Origin of the sequence: Geodermatophilus bullaregiensis (genome assembly GCF_016907675.1) — a bacterium.
Lineage (GTDB): Bacteria > Actinomycetota > Actinomycetes > Mycobacteriales > Geodermatophilaceae > Geodermatophilus > Geodermatophilus bullaregiensis.
In genome coordinates this window covers 2,965,271-2,981,722 of record NZ_JAFBCJ010000001.1, presented here as the reverse complement: position 1 = coordinate 2,981,722, position 16,452 = coordinate 2,965,271, and the positions used below count along the sequence as shown (strand labels likewise).

Below are 16,452 nucleotides of genomic sequence, written 5' to 3'. Positions count from 1 at the left end.
GGGGTCCGCCGCTCTGTTGATCACGTAGTGCGGTCGTGCATGTGGTGGAGCAGGACGAGGGCGGCGGCGGTGATCGCGCCGATCCGCCACGGGCAGAGACTGACTCGGCGCAGCGCCTTGAAGCTGGTCTTGAGCAGTGAGTTGCCGCGTTCGGCGGAGGCCCTGAGCGCAGCGTGCAGCAGGTTGACGCAGCGCTCGTCCGCGGTCAGCCGGCGCTCGGCGGAGTGCTTGATCGACGCGGTCAGCGCCGTCCGTTCGCCTTCGTAGCCCAGTTCGGCCAGGACGACATGGTCCTGGTCGGTCTATTCGGCCAGCAGCGGCAGCGCCTCGGTGTGGGTGCGCAGTGCGGTGGTGTCGTGCTCGCGGCCCGGCCGCACGGCAGAGGTCCAGATTGGCCAGCCGTCGGGTGCGGCGATGACCTGCACGTTGCCGCCGTGGGCGGCGTGCTTGCCCGACCACCACAGATCCACCCGGCGATCCCCGCGGTCGGCCCGGGCGGGGGGACCCGGGGCATGGCAGCGGTCGGTGCGGATCAGCGTGCCGTCCACGGTCACGTGTGGATGGCCGGCGGTGCGGGCGGCCAGCAGCGCGTCGCGCAGCCCGGGGGCCGCGGCCGCCAGGACGTCGATGCCCTCGTGCAGAGACCGGTAGGCCGTCGAGCGGCCGATGGCGTTGTCTCTGGTCAGCTGGGTCAGCCGGGTGCTGTTGACGAAACCAGTGCAGCACTAGCACCGCCTGCCGGTAGCAGCCCAGCGCCCGCCGCCGGCCTCGGGTGCCGCGGCGGCGGCGCTCGGCCGCCAGCAGGTTCGACACGAAGTGCACGGACTCCTCGGCGACCGGGAGCACGGCGGTGTAGGTGACAGGATCGGACACAGCAGGACCTCGGGTGGGAAGACGATCCGTGAGAAGACGTCCCTCGTACCGGGGTCCTGCGCTTCTCCTGGTCACCTCCCCACCGTCGGCGTGTCCTCCCCGACCTTCCAGGCCCCCTATTGGGAATGGCTCAATCACCCGGGCTCGTAGGCACTTCGGTATGCCGCTGCCGCCAACGGGTTGTTAGTGGGGTCATTTAAGGCGCAGCCGCAACCCGATCCCTCTGCGTTGAAGTAGGCCTCATAGGCGAGATTGGGTCCAAGCGATTGGAAGAACTGAAACATGCGTTCCACGAAAAGCGGATTGTCCCCGCCACTGTGGCCGGCTTCTAGAGTGCCAGAAATGACACCCCATTCCGGTACGCTCAACGGCTTTCCGTGAGAGTCGGCGAAGTCGGCCCAGAACCGTAGGCCGTAAGGCCCGCTGTAGTGAACAGCCCAATCTGAGTCGGTCATGACTGCCGGCCACATGTCGTACGTATCGACACCCACGATGTCGACGTAGGCATCTCCCGGGTAAGCCGCCCGAGGGTCGGAAAGCGCCTGACTGGGGCCACGGTTGACCGTCCAGTCCCAGCGCAGCTCGGGGGCGGTTGTCTCGGCGGCCGTAAATACCCTGCGCCAGCACGCGCTGAAGGCGTCTGGGTCGCGGGCGGCCCAGACAAAGTTGTCCGTGTTGAACTCCCAACCGAGTCGGATTATGGTGCTGGCTGCCAGACCCGCCATCGCGATGTTGCTGCCGAACTGGCGCCACCGCGCGTCGTACTCGCCCTGCGCACAGGATTCCAGGCTAGCGCCGTCGTTCTCCGGAATCATTGCGACTCCGAAGACCTTGGTGTACTGGGTGCCCGCCCAGGCGCGATAAAGCCATGCTGGGTCGACTATGTCGCTCCACCTCTGACGGGCCGGCCAGTCCACGACGACGTCGAGCAGCCGTCCTCGCCAGGAAGCAAATGCGGCATAGCCGCTAGGGGTCGACCCTGGGACGTAGGCACCGCTGCTCCAGCCCAGTCCCGGGATGTTGCTCATGTCGCTCGCACTGCTGGAGGGGACGATAGTGCTAGGCGTCGTGGACGTTGCGGGGATTGAGGGGGTTGAGGGGGCGCCAGCCGGTTGGTTGGCCCAGCTTTCGGTCGCTACTGGACTTGCGTTGGTTGGAGCGGCGGGGCTTGAGCGCCGAGGGCCCTTCCTCTGAGAGGCTGCAATACTGAGGTCGCTGAAAGCGGCCTGCCGTCCGTCGTCTAACGCAATCGTTCCTGTCGCGGGAGGCAGGCCAAGGGTCAGGCCTGCGGCAAGGGCGGTCCCGACGATGCCGCACAGGACTCGATGCGACCGCAGGTGTGGTCGGCCCGGCTCCGGGGAGCGACGGCCACCGGCGCCCAGTGCGGCAGCAGTCCTTGCCTCCTTGGGTTGGGAGCACTGTATCGACCTTGTGGACCAGCGAGCTACTGCACCAGAAGATGAGCGGGTCTCCGATGCTGCGTCGAGCTGTTGGCGATGCATGTCAGTGACCGTGACATAACCGTCAGCAATCGCTGTGTGACACACCGTAGTGCGTGGCGATCACTGCGATCCCTCGCCCCCGTCTGATGGCTGTCAGTACTGTCAGATCGACCGCTGACTCGTGGCGAGGGACCTCGCTCCGCATCGCCCCGACGTGCGGCGCCCCTCGCCGTCGGCCATGCTCTCGCGGAGCCCCTCACTCTCATCAGTGGACTGTCGCTACCTCCGCGTCCGACCGAGAAGGCGACGCTCCGCGGGAGGTCCAGCAGTCAACAGTGAGACTCGAGCGCGAGAGCGACCTGATCAGACCCGAGGAGCCATGAGGATCCTTGTCGAGCAGAGCGGGTACGACCTGCTCAACGTCGGCGATATCGCGATGCTGCAGTCATGCGTCCGTCAACTGAGGCGCCAATGGCCGGACGCAGAGATCGAGGTTGTGTGCAATGCGGCTGACTCACTTCAGAGGTTTTGCCCAGGCACGTTCCCCGTCCTCACGCAGTTCGTAAGTCGTCCACTGATCCGACCGCTGCGTCGGCGATGGGTTCTTGCAGCAGAGCACGGCTACAAGTCAGCTGCACCGCTCATGCCGATCAGGCGCTCAAAGAGCCATGCACGTCCGGGTCGACGATCACTGCGCGCTGCAATCAGCAGGGCCGACCTCGTCGTCGCAGCCGGCGGCGGCTACCTGTGCGACCCGCTGTGGTGGCACGGAGCGGGGGTCCTGACAACAATCTGGCGCGCTCAGCGACTTGGCTGTCCTACGGCGATGTTCGGCCAGGGGATCGGACCCCTTACGATTCGACCACTCCGTCGGCTAGCTGCGACCGTGCTCGGCAACCTAGATGTCTTAACCTTGCGGGAGGGCCCCTCTGGGCTGCGATTCCTCAAGGAGGAAGGACTGCTCTCGGGCGAGGCTCCGGATCGGTATTTGATCAGCGGTCATACAGGACCGTCGCGGATCCTTGGCGGCGGCTGGCTGGCCGTGACAGGTGATGACACGCTCACCGACGTGGTTTCAGAGAACCGCCAAGCGGTGCCCGAGGCCCTCCTCGGGGTTAACGTTCGAGTCAGTGGCTACTCCGAAGTCGGCCAGGACCTCCTTTCGCTCATCGGTGAGACGGTGGCCGACACAGCCCGAAGCCTGGGCATGGACCTGCTCGCTCTACCAGTGTCGCAGTATTCGCAGGAGGCTGACTTGCAAGCGACGGTCAGAGCTCTTGCGGTGCCCGTGAGCTCCACTGGCCCCCGCCTCACAGCCGAGCCCATCAGTTCTCCGGAGGGACTCATGCGAGCAGCGGGCCGGTGTCGCTCCGTCATCACAGGCAGTTATCACGCAGCCGTGTTCGCTCTCGCGCAAGGAGTGCCGGTGATAGGTCTGTCGGCGTCGGGTTACTACGACCAAAAGTTCACGGGGCTCAGGGCGCTGTACGGGGATCTCGTCCAAACTGTCGATCTGCGGAGCGCTGCCCTGCGTTCGAACCTCGAGTCCGCCATCCGAGGGGCAGTTATAGTTCCAGTCGACGTACGCGCCGGTGGAATTGTGCGGAGCGAGGAAATGGCGAAGCGGGCCGACCAGAGTTACGCAATCTTTGCGGAGAAGGTGAATGGGGAAGGCCGGTGAGCCGAGCCTCATGCGTCGCCGCGCTCCGTCGGATGCACCGACTGCTGCAAGCAACCTGCCCCGAGGACGTCCAATGACGTCCGCCCTCAAGGGGGCGTGGCATCGCCATGGCGGCGTCCTACGCACGGCTGGGGCTCTGCTTGGCACGACTGTCGTAACCTCAGGACTGGGTCTGGTGTTTTGGTGGACAGCGGCGCTGTGGCTGCCCCCCTCAGCCGTGGGCTACGGATCCGCAGCCGTGAATGTTATGACGGTCGTCGGCACAGTTGGAATGCTTGGTCTTGGGACTATGCTCGTCGGTGAGTTGCGCGGCGGTAGGAGTCCTCAACCAGGCCTCGTCTCGGCGTCCCTCGTCTCCACTGCTGTTGCTTCATCGATGCTTGCAATTGTAGTGCTCCTGGTCATGTATATCGGACACCTTAAAACCTTCGACGTCACGGACGTTTTGATTGACGTGCTGTTCGTGCTTGGCGCGGCACTCACCGGTGTTTCATTCGTACTTGACTTGGCCTTGATTGGACTAGGGGCCGGGCCCCTGCAGCTAGCGCGCAACAGCGTCTTCGCGCTCGTCAAGTGGCTGCTGCTCTATACGCTGCTTCCTGTGATTTCTCGAGACAGCGCCGGTGGTGTGCTTGCAGCATGGGTAGTAGGGCTGGCCGTCTCATTCGCGGTTCTCGCATTACCCACGGCGACAACACTCCGCACGTTGGTTGCGCGCCCGGATTGGGCCACCCTGCGCTCGCTGAGAGGCGCAACATCGGCTCACAACGCATTCAACTTGGCAGGCCAGGTCCCTCGACTACTCCTCCCCGTCATGGCCACGACGGTCATCTCACCATCGGCTGGAGCGGCCTTCTTCATTGCTTGGATGATCGCGGGATTCCTTTATGTCATACCCACCCATCTAAGTACGGCTCTCTTCGCCATCGGAGCGGGCCGCCTCGACGAATTGGCGGAGAAGCTCAGGTTTAGCTTTCGGCTCTCGTTGGCCTTCGGAATCATCGCTGGGCCTGTTTTGGCGATCCTCGCTCCTCAGCTACTGCGGATTTTCGGCGCCGACTACTCAGCCAGCGGTACTGCATCTCTGCAATTGCTGACCATCGCCTACGTACCCATGGCCATCAAGACCCACTACATTGCCGTCATGAGGGTGCAGGGCCGTCTTCGACAGGGCAGTTTCGTGGCTGTAACGGGGGCACTCTTCGAGCTCGTAGGCGCGGCTGTTGGAGCACGCTTGTACGGGATCAACGGGCTGACCATAGGCGTGCTAGTGGGGCTCACGATCGAGGCCGCCATCATGTCTCCCACCCTTCTGCGCGCTGGTCCGTCAATCTTCTTTCGCCATGCATCGCGAGCCGGACGCGCAGGTCTCGGCGAGGACGTCAACGCTCCATCTGACCTCTGAGGTCCGCGAGAACGGAAGGACCCCAACGTGGTCGTCGGCGCGACAGCTCAACTCGACAGCGAGTCACCGCACGACCCGGCGGTCTCTCGGTGTAGATTGACAGCGGCCAAACGCCCCCCGGCGCCTTATGCGGACCCCGTCCGCGAGTCGTGCTTCCCGTGTCCGTTTCCGAGCGTGAACCGGCATGTCGTCCGGGTCTTGTGCGAGGGGGAGCCTGGTTCAAGTTTGCGATTCCCATACACGGTGCAAAACTGCGACTCGCACGTCATCGAAACGGGGGCCTGACGTGAGCGACCGCGTGCAGTTCGAGGGCAACAGCGTGGCGGCACCACCGGGCGGTGACGTCTCGGCGGAGCTGCGACTGTTGACCGCGGCCACCGGCGGCACGGTGATGGTGTTCGGGTGGTCCGGCGACGCGGTGCAGTGCCGGCGACGCGAGGACCCGCCGCCGCAACCGCTGGTCATCCCGCAGCTGGACTGCACCGCGCTGCTGCCGGGCACCGAGGCCCCGCTGCACGTGCTGTTGGCCTGGCTCCCGCCGGACGTGCTCGACCGCCGGCTCGGCGGGCTCGACCGCGCACCGTTCGCCGTGCGCAACCGTGCCCTGCTCGCCTTACGCCTGGCGCGCGTGCGCACGACCGGACACGACGTCCTCGTCGGCGGTGTGCGTGGCGAGGTCACCTCGATCGCCGCACCCGTCCGGGACGGCGACGGCGAGGTCACCGCCGCCCTGGCGTTGATCGCTCCGTCCGTCTACCTCGAGGACCTCGACCTGCGCACCATCGCCACCGACCTGGTCCGGCTCAGCACCGGCCTGGTCGGTGCCCCACCCCTGGCCTCCTCGACCTCGTAGGCGATGGCCGGCGGCCTGTCGGCGTCCGGCCTGGGGTGCGGCGTTGCTACGGTCCGCGGGGCTGTGGACGTGGGGGGGTTCGTGATGGCGGGGGCTCCTCGCGGCAGGTCTGGCGCGCGGCGCCGCAGCCGGAGGCGGGTGGTGGTGCTCGCCCTGCTCGCCGCCGCCGTGGTCGGGCTCGCCGCCTGGGCGTCCGCGCTGCAGCCCGGGAGCGCCGGCGCCGCCCCGGAGGGGCCGGCCGCGGCGAGCACGCCGCCGCCCGTGCCGAGCGCCTCGCCCGCGCCGGCCGCCACCACCACGCCGCCGCTGCCGCTCGCCGGCCGGACCGTCGTGCTCGACCCCGGCCACAACCGGGACAACGGCAGCAACCCGTCGCAGATCAACCGGCAGGTCGACGCCGGCGGCTTCGCCAAGGCGTGCAACACCACCGGGACGGCCACCGACAGCGGCATCCCGGAGGCGACGGTCAACTGGGAACTGGCCCTCGCCGTCCGTCAGCGGCTCGAGGCGGCCGGCGCCCGCGTCCTGCTGACCCGCGACGCCGACGCCGGGTGGGGGCCGTGCATCGACGAGCGAGCCGCGATCGCCAACCGCGAGGGCGCCGATCTGCTGCTCTCCCTGCACGCCGACGGCGCGGTCGCGTCGGCGAGCGGGTTCCACGTGATCATGCCGGGCCTGCTCCCCGGCTGGACCGAGGACATCGTCGCCGACAGCCGACGGGCTGCCGTCGCCGTCCGCGACGCCCTGGTGGGCGCCGGCGTTCCGCCCGCCACCCACCCCGGCCTCGACGGCCTCGACGAGCGCACCGACCTCGGCACGCTCAACCGGTCGGACGTGCCCGCGGTCATGCTGGAGGCGGGCAACCTCCGGAACGCCGGCGACGCGGCCCTGCTCACCGGCGCGGAGGGGCGGGCCCGCGTCGCCGACGCGCTGGCCGCGGCCGTCACCGGCTACTTCAGCGGTAGCCCGTGAACTGGACGTCGCTGATCGCGGTGAAGTCGCGCAGCGCCGTGTCGTTGCCGGTGTCGGCGATCCGCAGGACGACGCGGGTGGTGCTGACCGGAGCCGGGAGGTGACTCGTCGCCAGGCTCGGCTGCGGCGCGGGGACGGACTGTCCTGACGACGTGCCGTCGTCGAACTCCCACGTCACCGCGGTGACCGTGCGGTTCTCGGTGAAACGGTTCGTGCCGTCCGCCGGGTCGATCTTGGCGTAGCCGGGCACGAGCCCCGCCGACGCGAGCAGCACCGGGCCGCCGAAGTCGAAGGTCAGCTGCGCATCGACCGCCGCCCCCGGGCAGCGCCAGGCGGTCGCGGGGACGCCGTCGAGGGTGTGCTCCGGCTGGTAGGTGACGGTGCTGCCGGCCGAGTCCACCCCGTCCGGGGCCCGGCAGGTGGCCGTCACCGAGACCGGCTGCAGCGTGCTGGGCGGGCCCGTCGGCCGCGGCACGGCGCTGCTGGCGCCGGCTTCAGGTGACGGGCTCGTCTCCGGGGTCTGCGACGGGGCGGCGGACGACGACGCGGCGGACGAGGGGGTGCCCGACGACGGTGCGCCGAACACCGGGGCGTCGCCGTCCGAGGCCGCGGTGACGGCATCGTCGGGAGCGGACCGGTCGACCACGGCGTAGCCGCCCACCGCGAGCACGCCCGCGGCCGCCAGCCCCACCACCCAGGGCAGGGCGCGACCGCGCCGCGGCCGCGGCTCCGGCTCGTCGATCGGGTCGAGGTCCGACGACCAGGACGACGGCGCCGGGCCGGGCCGGGCCCACCCCTGCGGAGCGGCCTGCGCCGGGGGGTGCCACGGCGGCGGTTCGGCCGGGGCGGCCGGGCTCAGCCACGGCGCGGGTGCGGCGTCCGGTCCTGTCCGGTCAGCCATCGAGGTCTCCGATCTCAGTCGTGCGGCTGGGTGAGGGTGCGGGGTGCGCAGGCGTTGGTCAGCTGCTGGCCGCTCAGCTGCGGATGGGTGCGGGCGCACCACAGCTCGACGTCGTCCCGGCTGCTGAACCCCTCGTCGACGACGGTCACCCAGTACGGCTGGCCGTCGGTCCAGTACGACCGCCTGCCGAAGTCGGTGCTGCCCAGCACGTACACCGCCGCCGGACCAGACGCCCGGAGCGCGGCGTCCTGGCTCTCGGCGAGGATGTCGAGCGCGTAGAAGGTGTGCGTGCCGTTGGCCGCCACCTGCAGCGGGTCGGTGATGCCCACGGCCTTGCTGGCCACCTGCGCGACCCAGCGTCCGTCGAGCACCAGCCGGTCCAGCGACTGGGCACGCAGCTCCAGGAGCTCGGTCATGGCCTCGTTCTCCGTCCTCGCGGAGGACGGGACTGCGGTGACGCCTGCCGGGGGTGCCGGGGTCGTCGGCGCCGGACTCGTCGTGGGCGCGGCGCTCGTCGTCGGCGCCGGGACGGGGTCGGTCGCGCCGCCGTCGTCGTCCTCGTCCGGGGACGCCACGGGGGGAGCGCCGAACGACGACGCCACCGCCGCCGGTGCGGGCTCGTCGTCGCGGGTCAGCAGCCAGGTCGCCCCGGCTGCCCCGGCGACGAGGAGGACGACGGCCACCGCGGCGACGACCCGGTGTCCGGCACCACCACGGCCACCGGGCGGGACGGGTCCCGGCGGCGCCGCCGGCGGGGTGGGGAGCGGTGCCGTGGCGTGCTGCGGCGCAGCGGTCGCCGGTGGCGCGGCCGCCACCCACGGTGCCGTCCGTCTCCGCCGCGCCGCGCCCGGGTCGTCGTGGGCCACGTCGTCGTCCTCTCCCCGTGGCGCCGGCCCGTCCGTACGGGCCGGCGCCGTCCGTTCTCCGTCGTGGTGTCGTGTCACCCGGCGCCCTGAGGGGCGCCGGCCTCAGTACGTGCTCACGGACACCGAGTAGGTGGCCAGTGCATAGGAGGGGTTCTGCACCTCGAGCTGGTACAGGCCGGGTTCGTCGGCGTACAGGACGGCCGCCCGGCCGGAGTAGGAGCCCGAGGAACTGTCGACCGAGTAGCCGTCGACCGTCGACAGGTGGGCGTGGTGGACCCCCAGCCTGGTGCCGCTGCCGGCGACCTCGATGCGCAGGGTCTGCCCCTCCTCCACGAGCACGTACGTCGGCAGGGACTGGTCCACGGCCACGGTCACCGTGTCGCCGGCGCTCAGCGCGTCGACCGGCGCGATGTCCACCGGCTGGTCGGCGGCGACGGTGACCTGGTGGGTGCCGGTCTCCTCGGGCACGAAGGCCGTCGTCCAGGAGGTCTCCCCGCTCGGCGTGGTCACCTGCACCTCGCCACCGCCCTCGGCGCTGAGGAGCAGCGGCTGGCCCGCGGTCGCCTGGAACTCCAGCACGCGCCACCCGCACGCGTCCCCACCGGCCGGCTCGACCTCCGCCGGCAGCGACACCCGCTCGACGGTGCCGAGCGTGGGTCGGAGGGTGAAGTCCTCGGACCCGTCACCGGCCGCCTCCACGACGACGCGGTGCGGCCCCGTCGTGGTCGCCACAGTGGCGCCCAGCCCGGCGGGCCGGCCGTCGGGGCGGTAGAGGAACGCGTAGGCGTCGCCCTCGACGCAGGCCGAGAGCACGCTGCCGGCGGACACGTCCATCTCGTAGACGGCGTGGTCGGCGGAGCCGGCGGCGGTGCCGCTGACCGTGACGCCGTCCTCGAGCCTGTCGTCGACCCCGCCGAACTGCGGCACACCCAGCGTGGTCGCGACGGCGTCGGCGTCCATGGCCGCGACGGCCTCACGGGCGTGGGAGACCAGGGTCGCCAGGGGGCTGAGGTACCAGCGGTCGTCGACCTCCTGGGTGAGGACCGTCAGCGAGTCGATGCCCGCGGCGATCCCGGGGGCCACGTCCTCGTCGGCGAGGGCCTCGTCCAGGCAGACGCCGTCGGTGTCGCCGTCCTCGTTCCAGCTCAGGCAGGCGAGGTCCAGCGACCACGACGTCGAGTCGCCGTCGTCGTCGTAGACGCTGCCCGACGCGGAGCGCACGGTCACCGGCACCCGGCCGCCGACCTCCTCGCCGACGTCGGTGCTCACCGAGGTGATCTCGAGCCCGCCCTCGCCCCGCAGCTCGGCCAGGACGCCGTCGCGGTTGATCGCGGTCACGACGGCCTCGCGGTACTGGTACAGGGCGGCGGCCTCGTCGGGGCTGAGCAGGTCGAGCAGCGCCTCGACGTCGTAGGTGGAGGCCGCCTCGGCCGCCAGCCGGACGGCGGCTTCCGCCGAGTCGGCGCCGGTGCCGTCGAGGTCGACCTCCTCGCTGAAGTCCGGCGCCGGCAGCCCCTGGCTCGTGCGCCACGCCTCCAGGAGCGTGTAGACGGGGCTGACGTACCAGTCACCGTCCCGCTCGACGGTCATGATCCGCAGCGGCGCGCCGTCGGTCGCCTCGCGGGTCACCTCGACCAGGTCGGCCGTTCCCTGCGTGCCCTGACGCTCGTCGCCGGACGGGTCGATGCGCAGGGCGCCCTGCATCTGGCCGGGGTCGACGGTCCACGAGAGCGTGCCGCCGGTGACGGTCACCGCCGCGACGCCCTCGCCGAGCTCCTCGGCCTGGACCGCGACGCCGTCGAGCTGCAGGTCGAACCCGGCCAGCGGCTCGGCCGAGGAGGCGACACCGGTGCTGGTGGCCTTCGCCTGGACGTCCTGGTACAGCTCGACCAGGGGGCCGACCTCCCCCGGGGGCAGCAGGCTGAGCGCGGTGACCGCGTCCTCCGCGTTCGCGGCAGCCGCGAGCTCGACGACGGCGGCCTCGGGGGAGTCGGCGCCGCCACCGGTCCCGGTCAGCTGGTCGACGACCACGGAGGCGACGGCGCCCAGCACACCGAGCGCGGCCACTCCGCTGACACCGACCAGCAGGCGCCGACGGCTCCTGCCCGGCACGGCGGCCGGCCGCGTGACGGCGGGGGACCCGGCCGGCACCCGCTCGACCGGAGGCGCCAGCACGGCCGTCGCCGGACCGGCCGACGGGAGCACGGCCGTCGCCTGACCGCCCGGAGGCGGCGCGGGCGCCGTGTGCTCGACCGGGGACGGGGCCGCCGGGAGGCGCTCGGCCGGCGGCGGCGAGGCGGGCGTGGCGAGTGCGGCCACGGCTGTACCGCAGCCCTCGCAGAACCGGGCTCCCCCGAGGAGCCGGGTCCCGCAGGCCGGGCAGAACGTCATCGTCGGGGTCCTCTCGGTACGGCGGGCGCGGGCCGCCGGGGCTGTCCGGGTGGGCAACGGGCCGGCAGCACTGCGAGCGCAGCACCGCCGGCGAGGGCGAGCAGGGGGCCGGGCACGAGGACGTGCAGGCCGGCCAGGTGCACGGCGACGAGCACGACCAGGACGTCGAGGACGACCAGCGCGCCGAGGCCGCGCAGCGCCGCCGCCGCCCCGGACCGGGGCAGCAGGACGCAGACGACGAGTGCGCCGGCCGCCGCCAGCGGGACGGCGGACCAGGCACAGGCGAGCGCCGTCAGCACCGGCCGGTGTACCGCCTCGCCCAGGGCGAGCGCGAGCGACGCCGTCTCCCAGCCGGTGCGGCCGGCCGCGGCCGTGCTGCTCCACGGCAGCACGGTCGCGGCCAGCACGGCCGAGGCGGACAGGGCGCAGCCGAACCGGCGACGCACCGCCCGCACCCGTCAGGCGACCGGCGACTGGACCGGCTGGGCAGCGGCGCCGAACCGGCCCCGCACGCCGAGCACGAAGCCGCTGGGCAGCTTCGCCGCCACCACCGGTGCGAGCAGGCCGGTCACGACGCCCCAGAGGCCGAGCACGAAGGCCGCCATCAACGGGTTGAACGTCACCGAGACGCCACCTCCGAACGACGCGTACTCGGGGAACTCGGACTCCCCCGCGATGCGCACGAGGAGGGCGGCGACGAAGGCGGTCGCGGCCAGGGCACCGGCGAACCGGACACCCTCGCGGCGGGCGTCCTCGACGGTGTTCTGCCGCACCGCCAGGGCGGCGGCCACCAGCACCGTGGTGGCCAGCAGGGCCACCGGCGCCAGCCAGGCCCACGCACTCGCGTCGGTGAGGGTGAACAGGTCGACCTGCTGCGGGCCACTCGACCAGAGCTCGCCCAGCGGGCCCGCGGTCGCGTTGCCCTCGACGTTGAGCGGCACGCCGGCAGACAGCAGGACGCTGGCGAGGACGCCGTTGACGGCGGCGAGCACGGTGGCGCCCACCTGCGCCATCGGCTCGTCCACCTCGACGAGGCCGTAGCCCAGCGCGCACAGCACGGCCAGCACGCCGACGGCGAAGACCGCCAGGGCGCCGACCAGCGGGGCCCGCGAGGCGTCGCGAACGGCGCCGAGCCGGCCGGTCAGGACGGTCGACCGGGAGAACGACCACGTCAGGCCGAGCGTCGCGACCGCGAAGAGGACGGCGCCGATCACCGTGCTGAGCAGGCCGACCCCGACGCCCAGCCCGCCGACGAGGCCGGCGAGGTCGTCGGACCCGCTCTCGACCTCGTACCGGGTGAGGAGGGCCAGCGGCAGGAAGCAGGTGGTGAAGACCAGGACCGTGCGCACGCCCTGGAGCAGGGTGTCGCCCGGCGTCGCGGAGGCGGCGCGACGCAGCTGGAGGACCGACTGCCAGGCGAGGACACCGAGACCGGCGGACGTGACGGTCAGCGGCAGCAGGCTCAGCGACATCGACGAGGCGAAGGACTCGGCGCCGGCCTCGGTGAAGGCGTCCCCGCCGACGGCGAGGCAGACCGAGCCGAAGACCAGTGCGATCGTCTCGCGGAACCCGATCCCACCCCCGGTGGCCAGCAGCACGCCGACCAGGGAGACCGCGCCCATCGCGGCGACGGCGAGGCCACCCGCACGGGCGGCGCCGCCCCAGTCACCGGTGAGCAGCGCGTCGACGACGTTGCGGCGGGGCGCGACGGGCTGCTGGGGCGCGCCCTGGGGGAAGGCGCCCCAGGGCGCCGCGGCCGGCTGCTGCGGCACACCCGGCGGCGGAGACCCCCACGGCGCAGCGGTGGGCTGCTCCGCGGTCGGGTGGACGGGCGGCGTCGCGGGAGCCGGCGGAACCTGCGGCGCCACGTGCTGCGGCGCCACGTGCTGCGGCGCCACGTGCTGCGGCGCGACGTGCTGCGGCGCGGCGGCGGGCGGCACCGGGCCGGCCTGGGGGACAGGGGGTGCGACGGCGGGCTGGACAGGGGGCTGGACCGGCTGCGGAACACTCCACCCCCCTGTCCCGGCGACCTCGGGCTGAGCTCCCCTCGGCGGGGCGACGGCCGTGCCGCAGGAGGCGCAGAAGCTCGCCCCGGGCATCCGTTGAGTGCCGCAGTTGCTGCAGTAGGTCCCCGTCATCCGTCGTCCTCCTGGAGGGTCTCCCGCGCGCCGGCCGGCGCAACGGGCAGTCGTCGGACGGGTTCTCGGCAGTGCTGTCGCCGCCCTGAAGCCCAGTCGAGACCCGACTCACCCCAGGGGGTGGCGCGGCACAGCGGTGTGCCGATTGGTCGGCGGCCGTGGCCTCCGGCACCGGCGGTGACGTGCGCCGAGGGCTCGTCCTGGACGACCGAGATGCGCCGTGGGCGCACAGTGCTGCAGGTCACGCCGCCCACCGTGGTCAGCCGACCGGCACCAGCGCCCGCCAGCGTGCGAGCGCGGGCCAGCACCTGGCAACCAACGCGCACACCGCTGTCAGTTGCCTCCCTCCACGGGCTCGCGGCGCAGGCCGTCCCCGCAGGCCGACGGCGGCGTCCTGCGCCCCGCTCGACGCCCGCGGAGTCGCGGCGACCGGCACGACGACGTGTCCCACCGGCGAGGAGCCGCCCCGGACGATCCGGGTGCGGCAGGACGGCAGACGGACCGACCCGGCGCATCCCGGACCGGTCCCGTCTGCCGTCCTGTACGGGCTCCTCCACCCGGCACGGACCCCGAGACGTCGGGACCCACCTGCGGCGGATCCGCCTCGGTCCGAGCAGGCGAGCCGGCCGGCACCGCCCCGCCGCGACCGGACGATCGAGGACGGCCTGCTGCTGCCCCGCCTCCCCGCAGCCGCGCCGACCTAGCGGCTGACGGTCGGCGCGTGCCCGTTCTGCCGCGCGGCCAGCCGCTCGCGCTGCGGGATCACGGTGTACTTCGGGTCCCGGGCGCTGGCCATGCCCGCCTCGAACACCCCGAAGCGGGTGAGCAGCGACCCGGCCGACAGGAGCACGCCCGCGGCGACCGCACCCGCGCGCCGCCGCCCGGCCACGACGGTCAGCGCCGCACCGGCCGCGGTGCAGGACTTCGCCGCGCGCAGCAGGGCGCCGGCCCTGCCCTCGTGGTAGGGCTCGCTGACGACGCCGAACCCGGTCTCGACCCGGTGCATCGCGGCCAGCTCGACCACCGCGCCGGTCACCGCCATCTTGCGCGACGGCCCGGCTTCCTCGATCGGGCTGATCGCCATCGCGATCCCCCCGCCGGCGGCCATCCCAGAGGCGCCGAAGACGAACGGCAGCTCCTTGTGCGCGGCGTGCCACGACGGGACGGCGGTGTTGGAGAACAGCACGCCGGTGTAGGTCGCCAGCGGGCCGCCGAACAGCGCCGCGACCACCCCGCCGAAGCGCTTGAGCCGCGGGAACCAACCCAGCAGCTCCACCGCCGCGGTCGCCGCGGCCGCCGCGCTGAACGGCGCCAGGATGTACGAGCCGATCGACAGCGGGGACGTCGGCTTGATCACCCGCAGCATGTGCAGGAACCGCTCGGGCCGGCCGAGGTCGTGGATCAGGAACACGACCGACGCGATCGCCGCGCCACCGGAGACGTAGCGGGAGTTGCGGGTCAGCGCCGGCCGGTCGGTGAGGTCGGCCAGCGCCGCCATGATCGACGAGGAGCCCGCCGCACCACCGAGGAAGAGGTACAGCGGCACGTCCGGCGTCTTCCACACCGGCGGCTTGATGATCGGCCGGCCGTAGTAGGAGGTGAACTCGGCCTCCTCGACCATCGCCACCTCGCCGCCGGGACGACCGCCGCCGGAACGGCCCCCGCCGCGTCGCCGGCGCCGCTGCCGCTTCTGCGCCGGCGGCCCGTCCGCCCGCCGCCAGCCGGCGCCGGGGGTCGTGATGCCCTCCGTCACCGGGGCCTCCTCGACCCGACGACGGCCGACAGCGCGACGCCGAGGATCATCACCGCGGCCGCTCCGGCCGACCTCCACATGGCGGGCAGGTCGCGCGTGGTGACGACCGGGTCCGGCGGCAGGCCGTAGACCTCCGGCTCGTCGAGCAGCAGGAAGAACGCCCCCGCGCCGCCGACGCCGTCGTCCTCGTCGCGCCCGTAGAGCCGGGCGGTCTCCACGCCCTGCCCCTTGAGCGTGGCCAGCCGCGCGTCGGCGCGGGCCTGCAGCTCGTCGAGGTTGCCGAACTGGATCGACTGCGTCGGGCAGGCGGTCGCGCACGCCGGCTGCAGGCCGTCGGTCAGCCGGTCGTAGCACATCGTGCACTTGAAGACCCGGCCGTCGCCCTTGCGCTGCTCGATGACGCCGTAGGGGCAGGACGGCACGCAGTAGCCGCAGCCGTTGCAGATGTCGCCCTGGACGACGACGGTGCCGAACTCGGTGCGGAACAGCGCCCCGGTCGGGCAGACGTCGAGGCACCCGGCGTGCGTGCAGTGCTTGCAGACGTCGGAGCTCATCAGCCAGCGGATCTGCTTGTCGGTACCCGACTGCCCGGTCTGCGGGTCGAACTCGCTCAGCGCCTCGGCGTTGAGCACGCTGGACTGCTGCGCCGCCGCCAGGCTCCCGTCGTCCGGGCCGTCGGTGACGGAGCGGCCGGAGTCCTGCCGGTCGTCACCGGGCCGGCCGAACGTCGGCATCGGCAGGTCGACGGTGCGGGTCTGCTCGATGAACGCCACGTGCCGCCAGGAGTTGGCGCCGAGCTGACCGGTGTTGTCGTAGGACATCCCCGACAGCCCCATGGCGTCGCGCACGCCGTGCGAGTCGTCCATCGGCAGCTTGTTCCACTCCTTGCACGCCACCTCGCACGCCTTGCAGCCGATGCACACCGAGGTGTCGGTGAAGAACCCCACGCGCGCCGGGTGGTCGGCGTCGTAGCCGGCCTCGTGCTGGACGTCGGGCAGCGGCCCGAACAGCCGGTTGTCGGGGTCGCGCCCGGTGAAGGCCGGGCTCGCCGAGCTGATCGAGGTCACGCCGGCCTCCTCTCGCTCATCACGCCGTCCTCCCTCACCGCAGCGCGTCCTCCCTCACCGTCTGCCGTGAGGGAGGACGCGCCACGATCAGGGAACCTGATCGTGGCGCC

12 protein-coding genes and 1 pseudogene are annotated in these 16,452 nt (G+C 72.0%); 4 read left to right on the top strand and 9 right to left on the bottom strand.

The annotated features are described in order from the left end of the window. Positions 1 to 20 precede the first annotated feature (20 nt). A pseudogene (locus JOD57_RS14100) lies at positions 21 to 846 on the bottom strand (transposase family protein). A gap of 161 nt (positions 847 to 1,007) precedes the next feature. Continuing rightward, positions 1,008 to 1,901, bottom strand: a complete 894-nt coding sequence (locus JOD57_RS14095; RefSeq protein ID WP_204692597.1) for a glycoside hydrolase family 26 protein — start codon at positions 1,899 to 1,901, stop codon at positions 1,008 to 1,010. A gap of 793 nt (positions 1,902 to 2,694) precedes the next feature. Between JOD57_RS14095 and JOD57_RS14090 the strand changes: the two genes are divergently transcribed. From JOD57_RS14090 to JOD57_RS14075, 4 genes are all read left to right on the top strand, one after another. Beyond that, positions 2,695 to 3,996 (top strand): polysaccharide pyruvyl transferase family protein, encoded by a 1,302-nt coding sequence (locus JOD57_RS14090; protein ID WP_204692596.1) that lies wholly within the window; start codon positions 2,695 to 2,697, stop codon positions 3,994 to 3,996. Between the two features lie 247 nt (positions 3,997 to 4,243). Beyond that, a complete protein-coding gene (locus JOD57_RS14085) occupies positions 4,244 to 5,401 on the top strand; it encodes an MATE family efflux transporter (protein ID WP_204692595.1) in 1,158 nt (385 codons plus the stop codon). 286 nt (positions 5,402 to 5,687) lie between these two features. Next, complete coding sequence (locus JOD57_RS14080) at positions 5,688 to 6,254, top strand: IclR family transcriptional regulator domain-containing protein (RefSeq protein ID WP_204692594.1); 567 nt, start codon at positions 5,688 to 5,690, stop codon at positions 6,252 to 6,254. 138 nt (positions 6,255 to 6,392) lie between these two features. After that, entirely contained in the window at positions 6,393 to 7,226 is an 834-nt protein-coding gene (locus JOD57_RS14075; RefSeq protein WP_204692593.1) for an N-acetylmuramoyl-L-alanine amidase, read from the top strand. Here the strand turns inward: JOD57_RS14075 and JOD57_RS14070 are convergent. From JOD57_RS14070 to JOD57_RS14040, 7 genes are all read right to left on the bottom strand, one after another. Then, positions 7,210 to 8,127 carry a hypothetical protein gene (locus JOD57_RS14070; protein ID WP_204692592.1) on the bottom strand — a complete coding sequence of 306 codons (918 nt, stop codon included), beginning with the start codon at positions 8,125 to 8,127 and terminating at the stop codon, positions 7,210 to 7,212. The genes JOD57_RS14075 and JOD57_RS14070 overlap by 17 nt on opposite strands. A gap of 14 nt (positions 8,128 to 8,141) precedes the next feature. Beyond that, positions 8,142 to 8,993, bottom strand: coding sequence for a hypothetical protein (locus tag JOD57_RS14065; RefSeq protein ID WP_204692591.1), 852 nt, complete (start codon positions 8,991 to 8,993; stop codon positions 8,142 to 8,144). Positions 8,994 to 9,095: 102 nt separating this feature from the next. Beyond that, a complete protein-coding gene (locus JOD57_RS14060; RefSeq protein WP_204692590.1) occupies positions 9,096 to 11,312 on the bottom strand; it encodes a hypothetical protein in 2,217 nt (738 codons plus the stop codon). A gap of 68 nt (positions 11,313 to 11,380) precedes the next feature. After that, positions 11,381 to 11,830, bottom strand: a complete 450-nt coding sequence (locus tag JOD57_RS14055) for a hypothetical protein (protein WP_204692589.1) — start codon at positions 11,828 to 11,830, stop codon at positions 11,381 to 11,383. Positions 11,831 to 11,842: 12 nt separating this feature from the next. After that, a complete protein-coding gene (locus tag JOD57_RS14050; RefSeq protein ID WP_204692588.1) occupies positions 11,843 to 13,156 on the bottom strand; it encodes a hypothetical protein in 1,314 nt (437 codons plus the stop codon). A gap of 1,066 nt (positions 13,157 to 14,222) precedes the next feature. Further along, positions 14,223 to 15,275, bottom strand: a complete 1,053-nt coding sequence (gene nrfD, locus JOD57_RS14045; protein ID WP_204692587.1) for an NrfD/PsrC family molybdoenzyme membrane anchor subunit — start codon at positions 15,273 to 15,275, stop codon at positions 14,223 to 14,225. Then, positions 15,272 to 16,342 carry a 4Fe-4S dicluster domain-containing protein gene (locus JOD57_RS14040; RefSeq protein WP_204692586.1) on the bottom strand — a complete coding sequence of 357 codons (1,071 nt, stop codon included), beginning with the start codon at positions 16,340 to 16,342 and terminating at the stop codon, positions 15,272 to 15,274. The genes nrfD and JOD57_RS14040 overlap by 4 nt, the downstream gene beginning before the upstream one ends. Between the last annotated feature and the right edge of the window lie 110 nt (positions 16,343 to 16,452).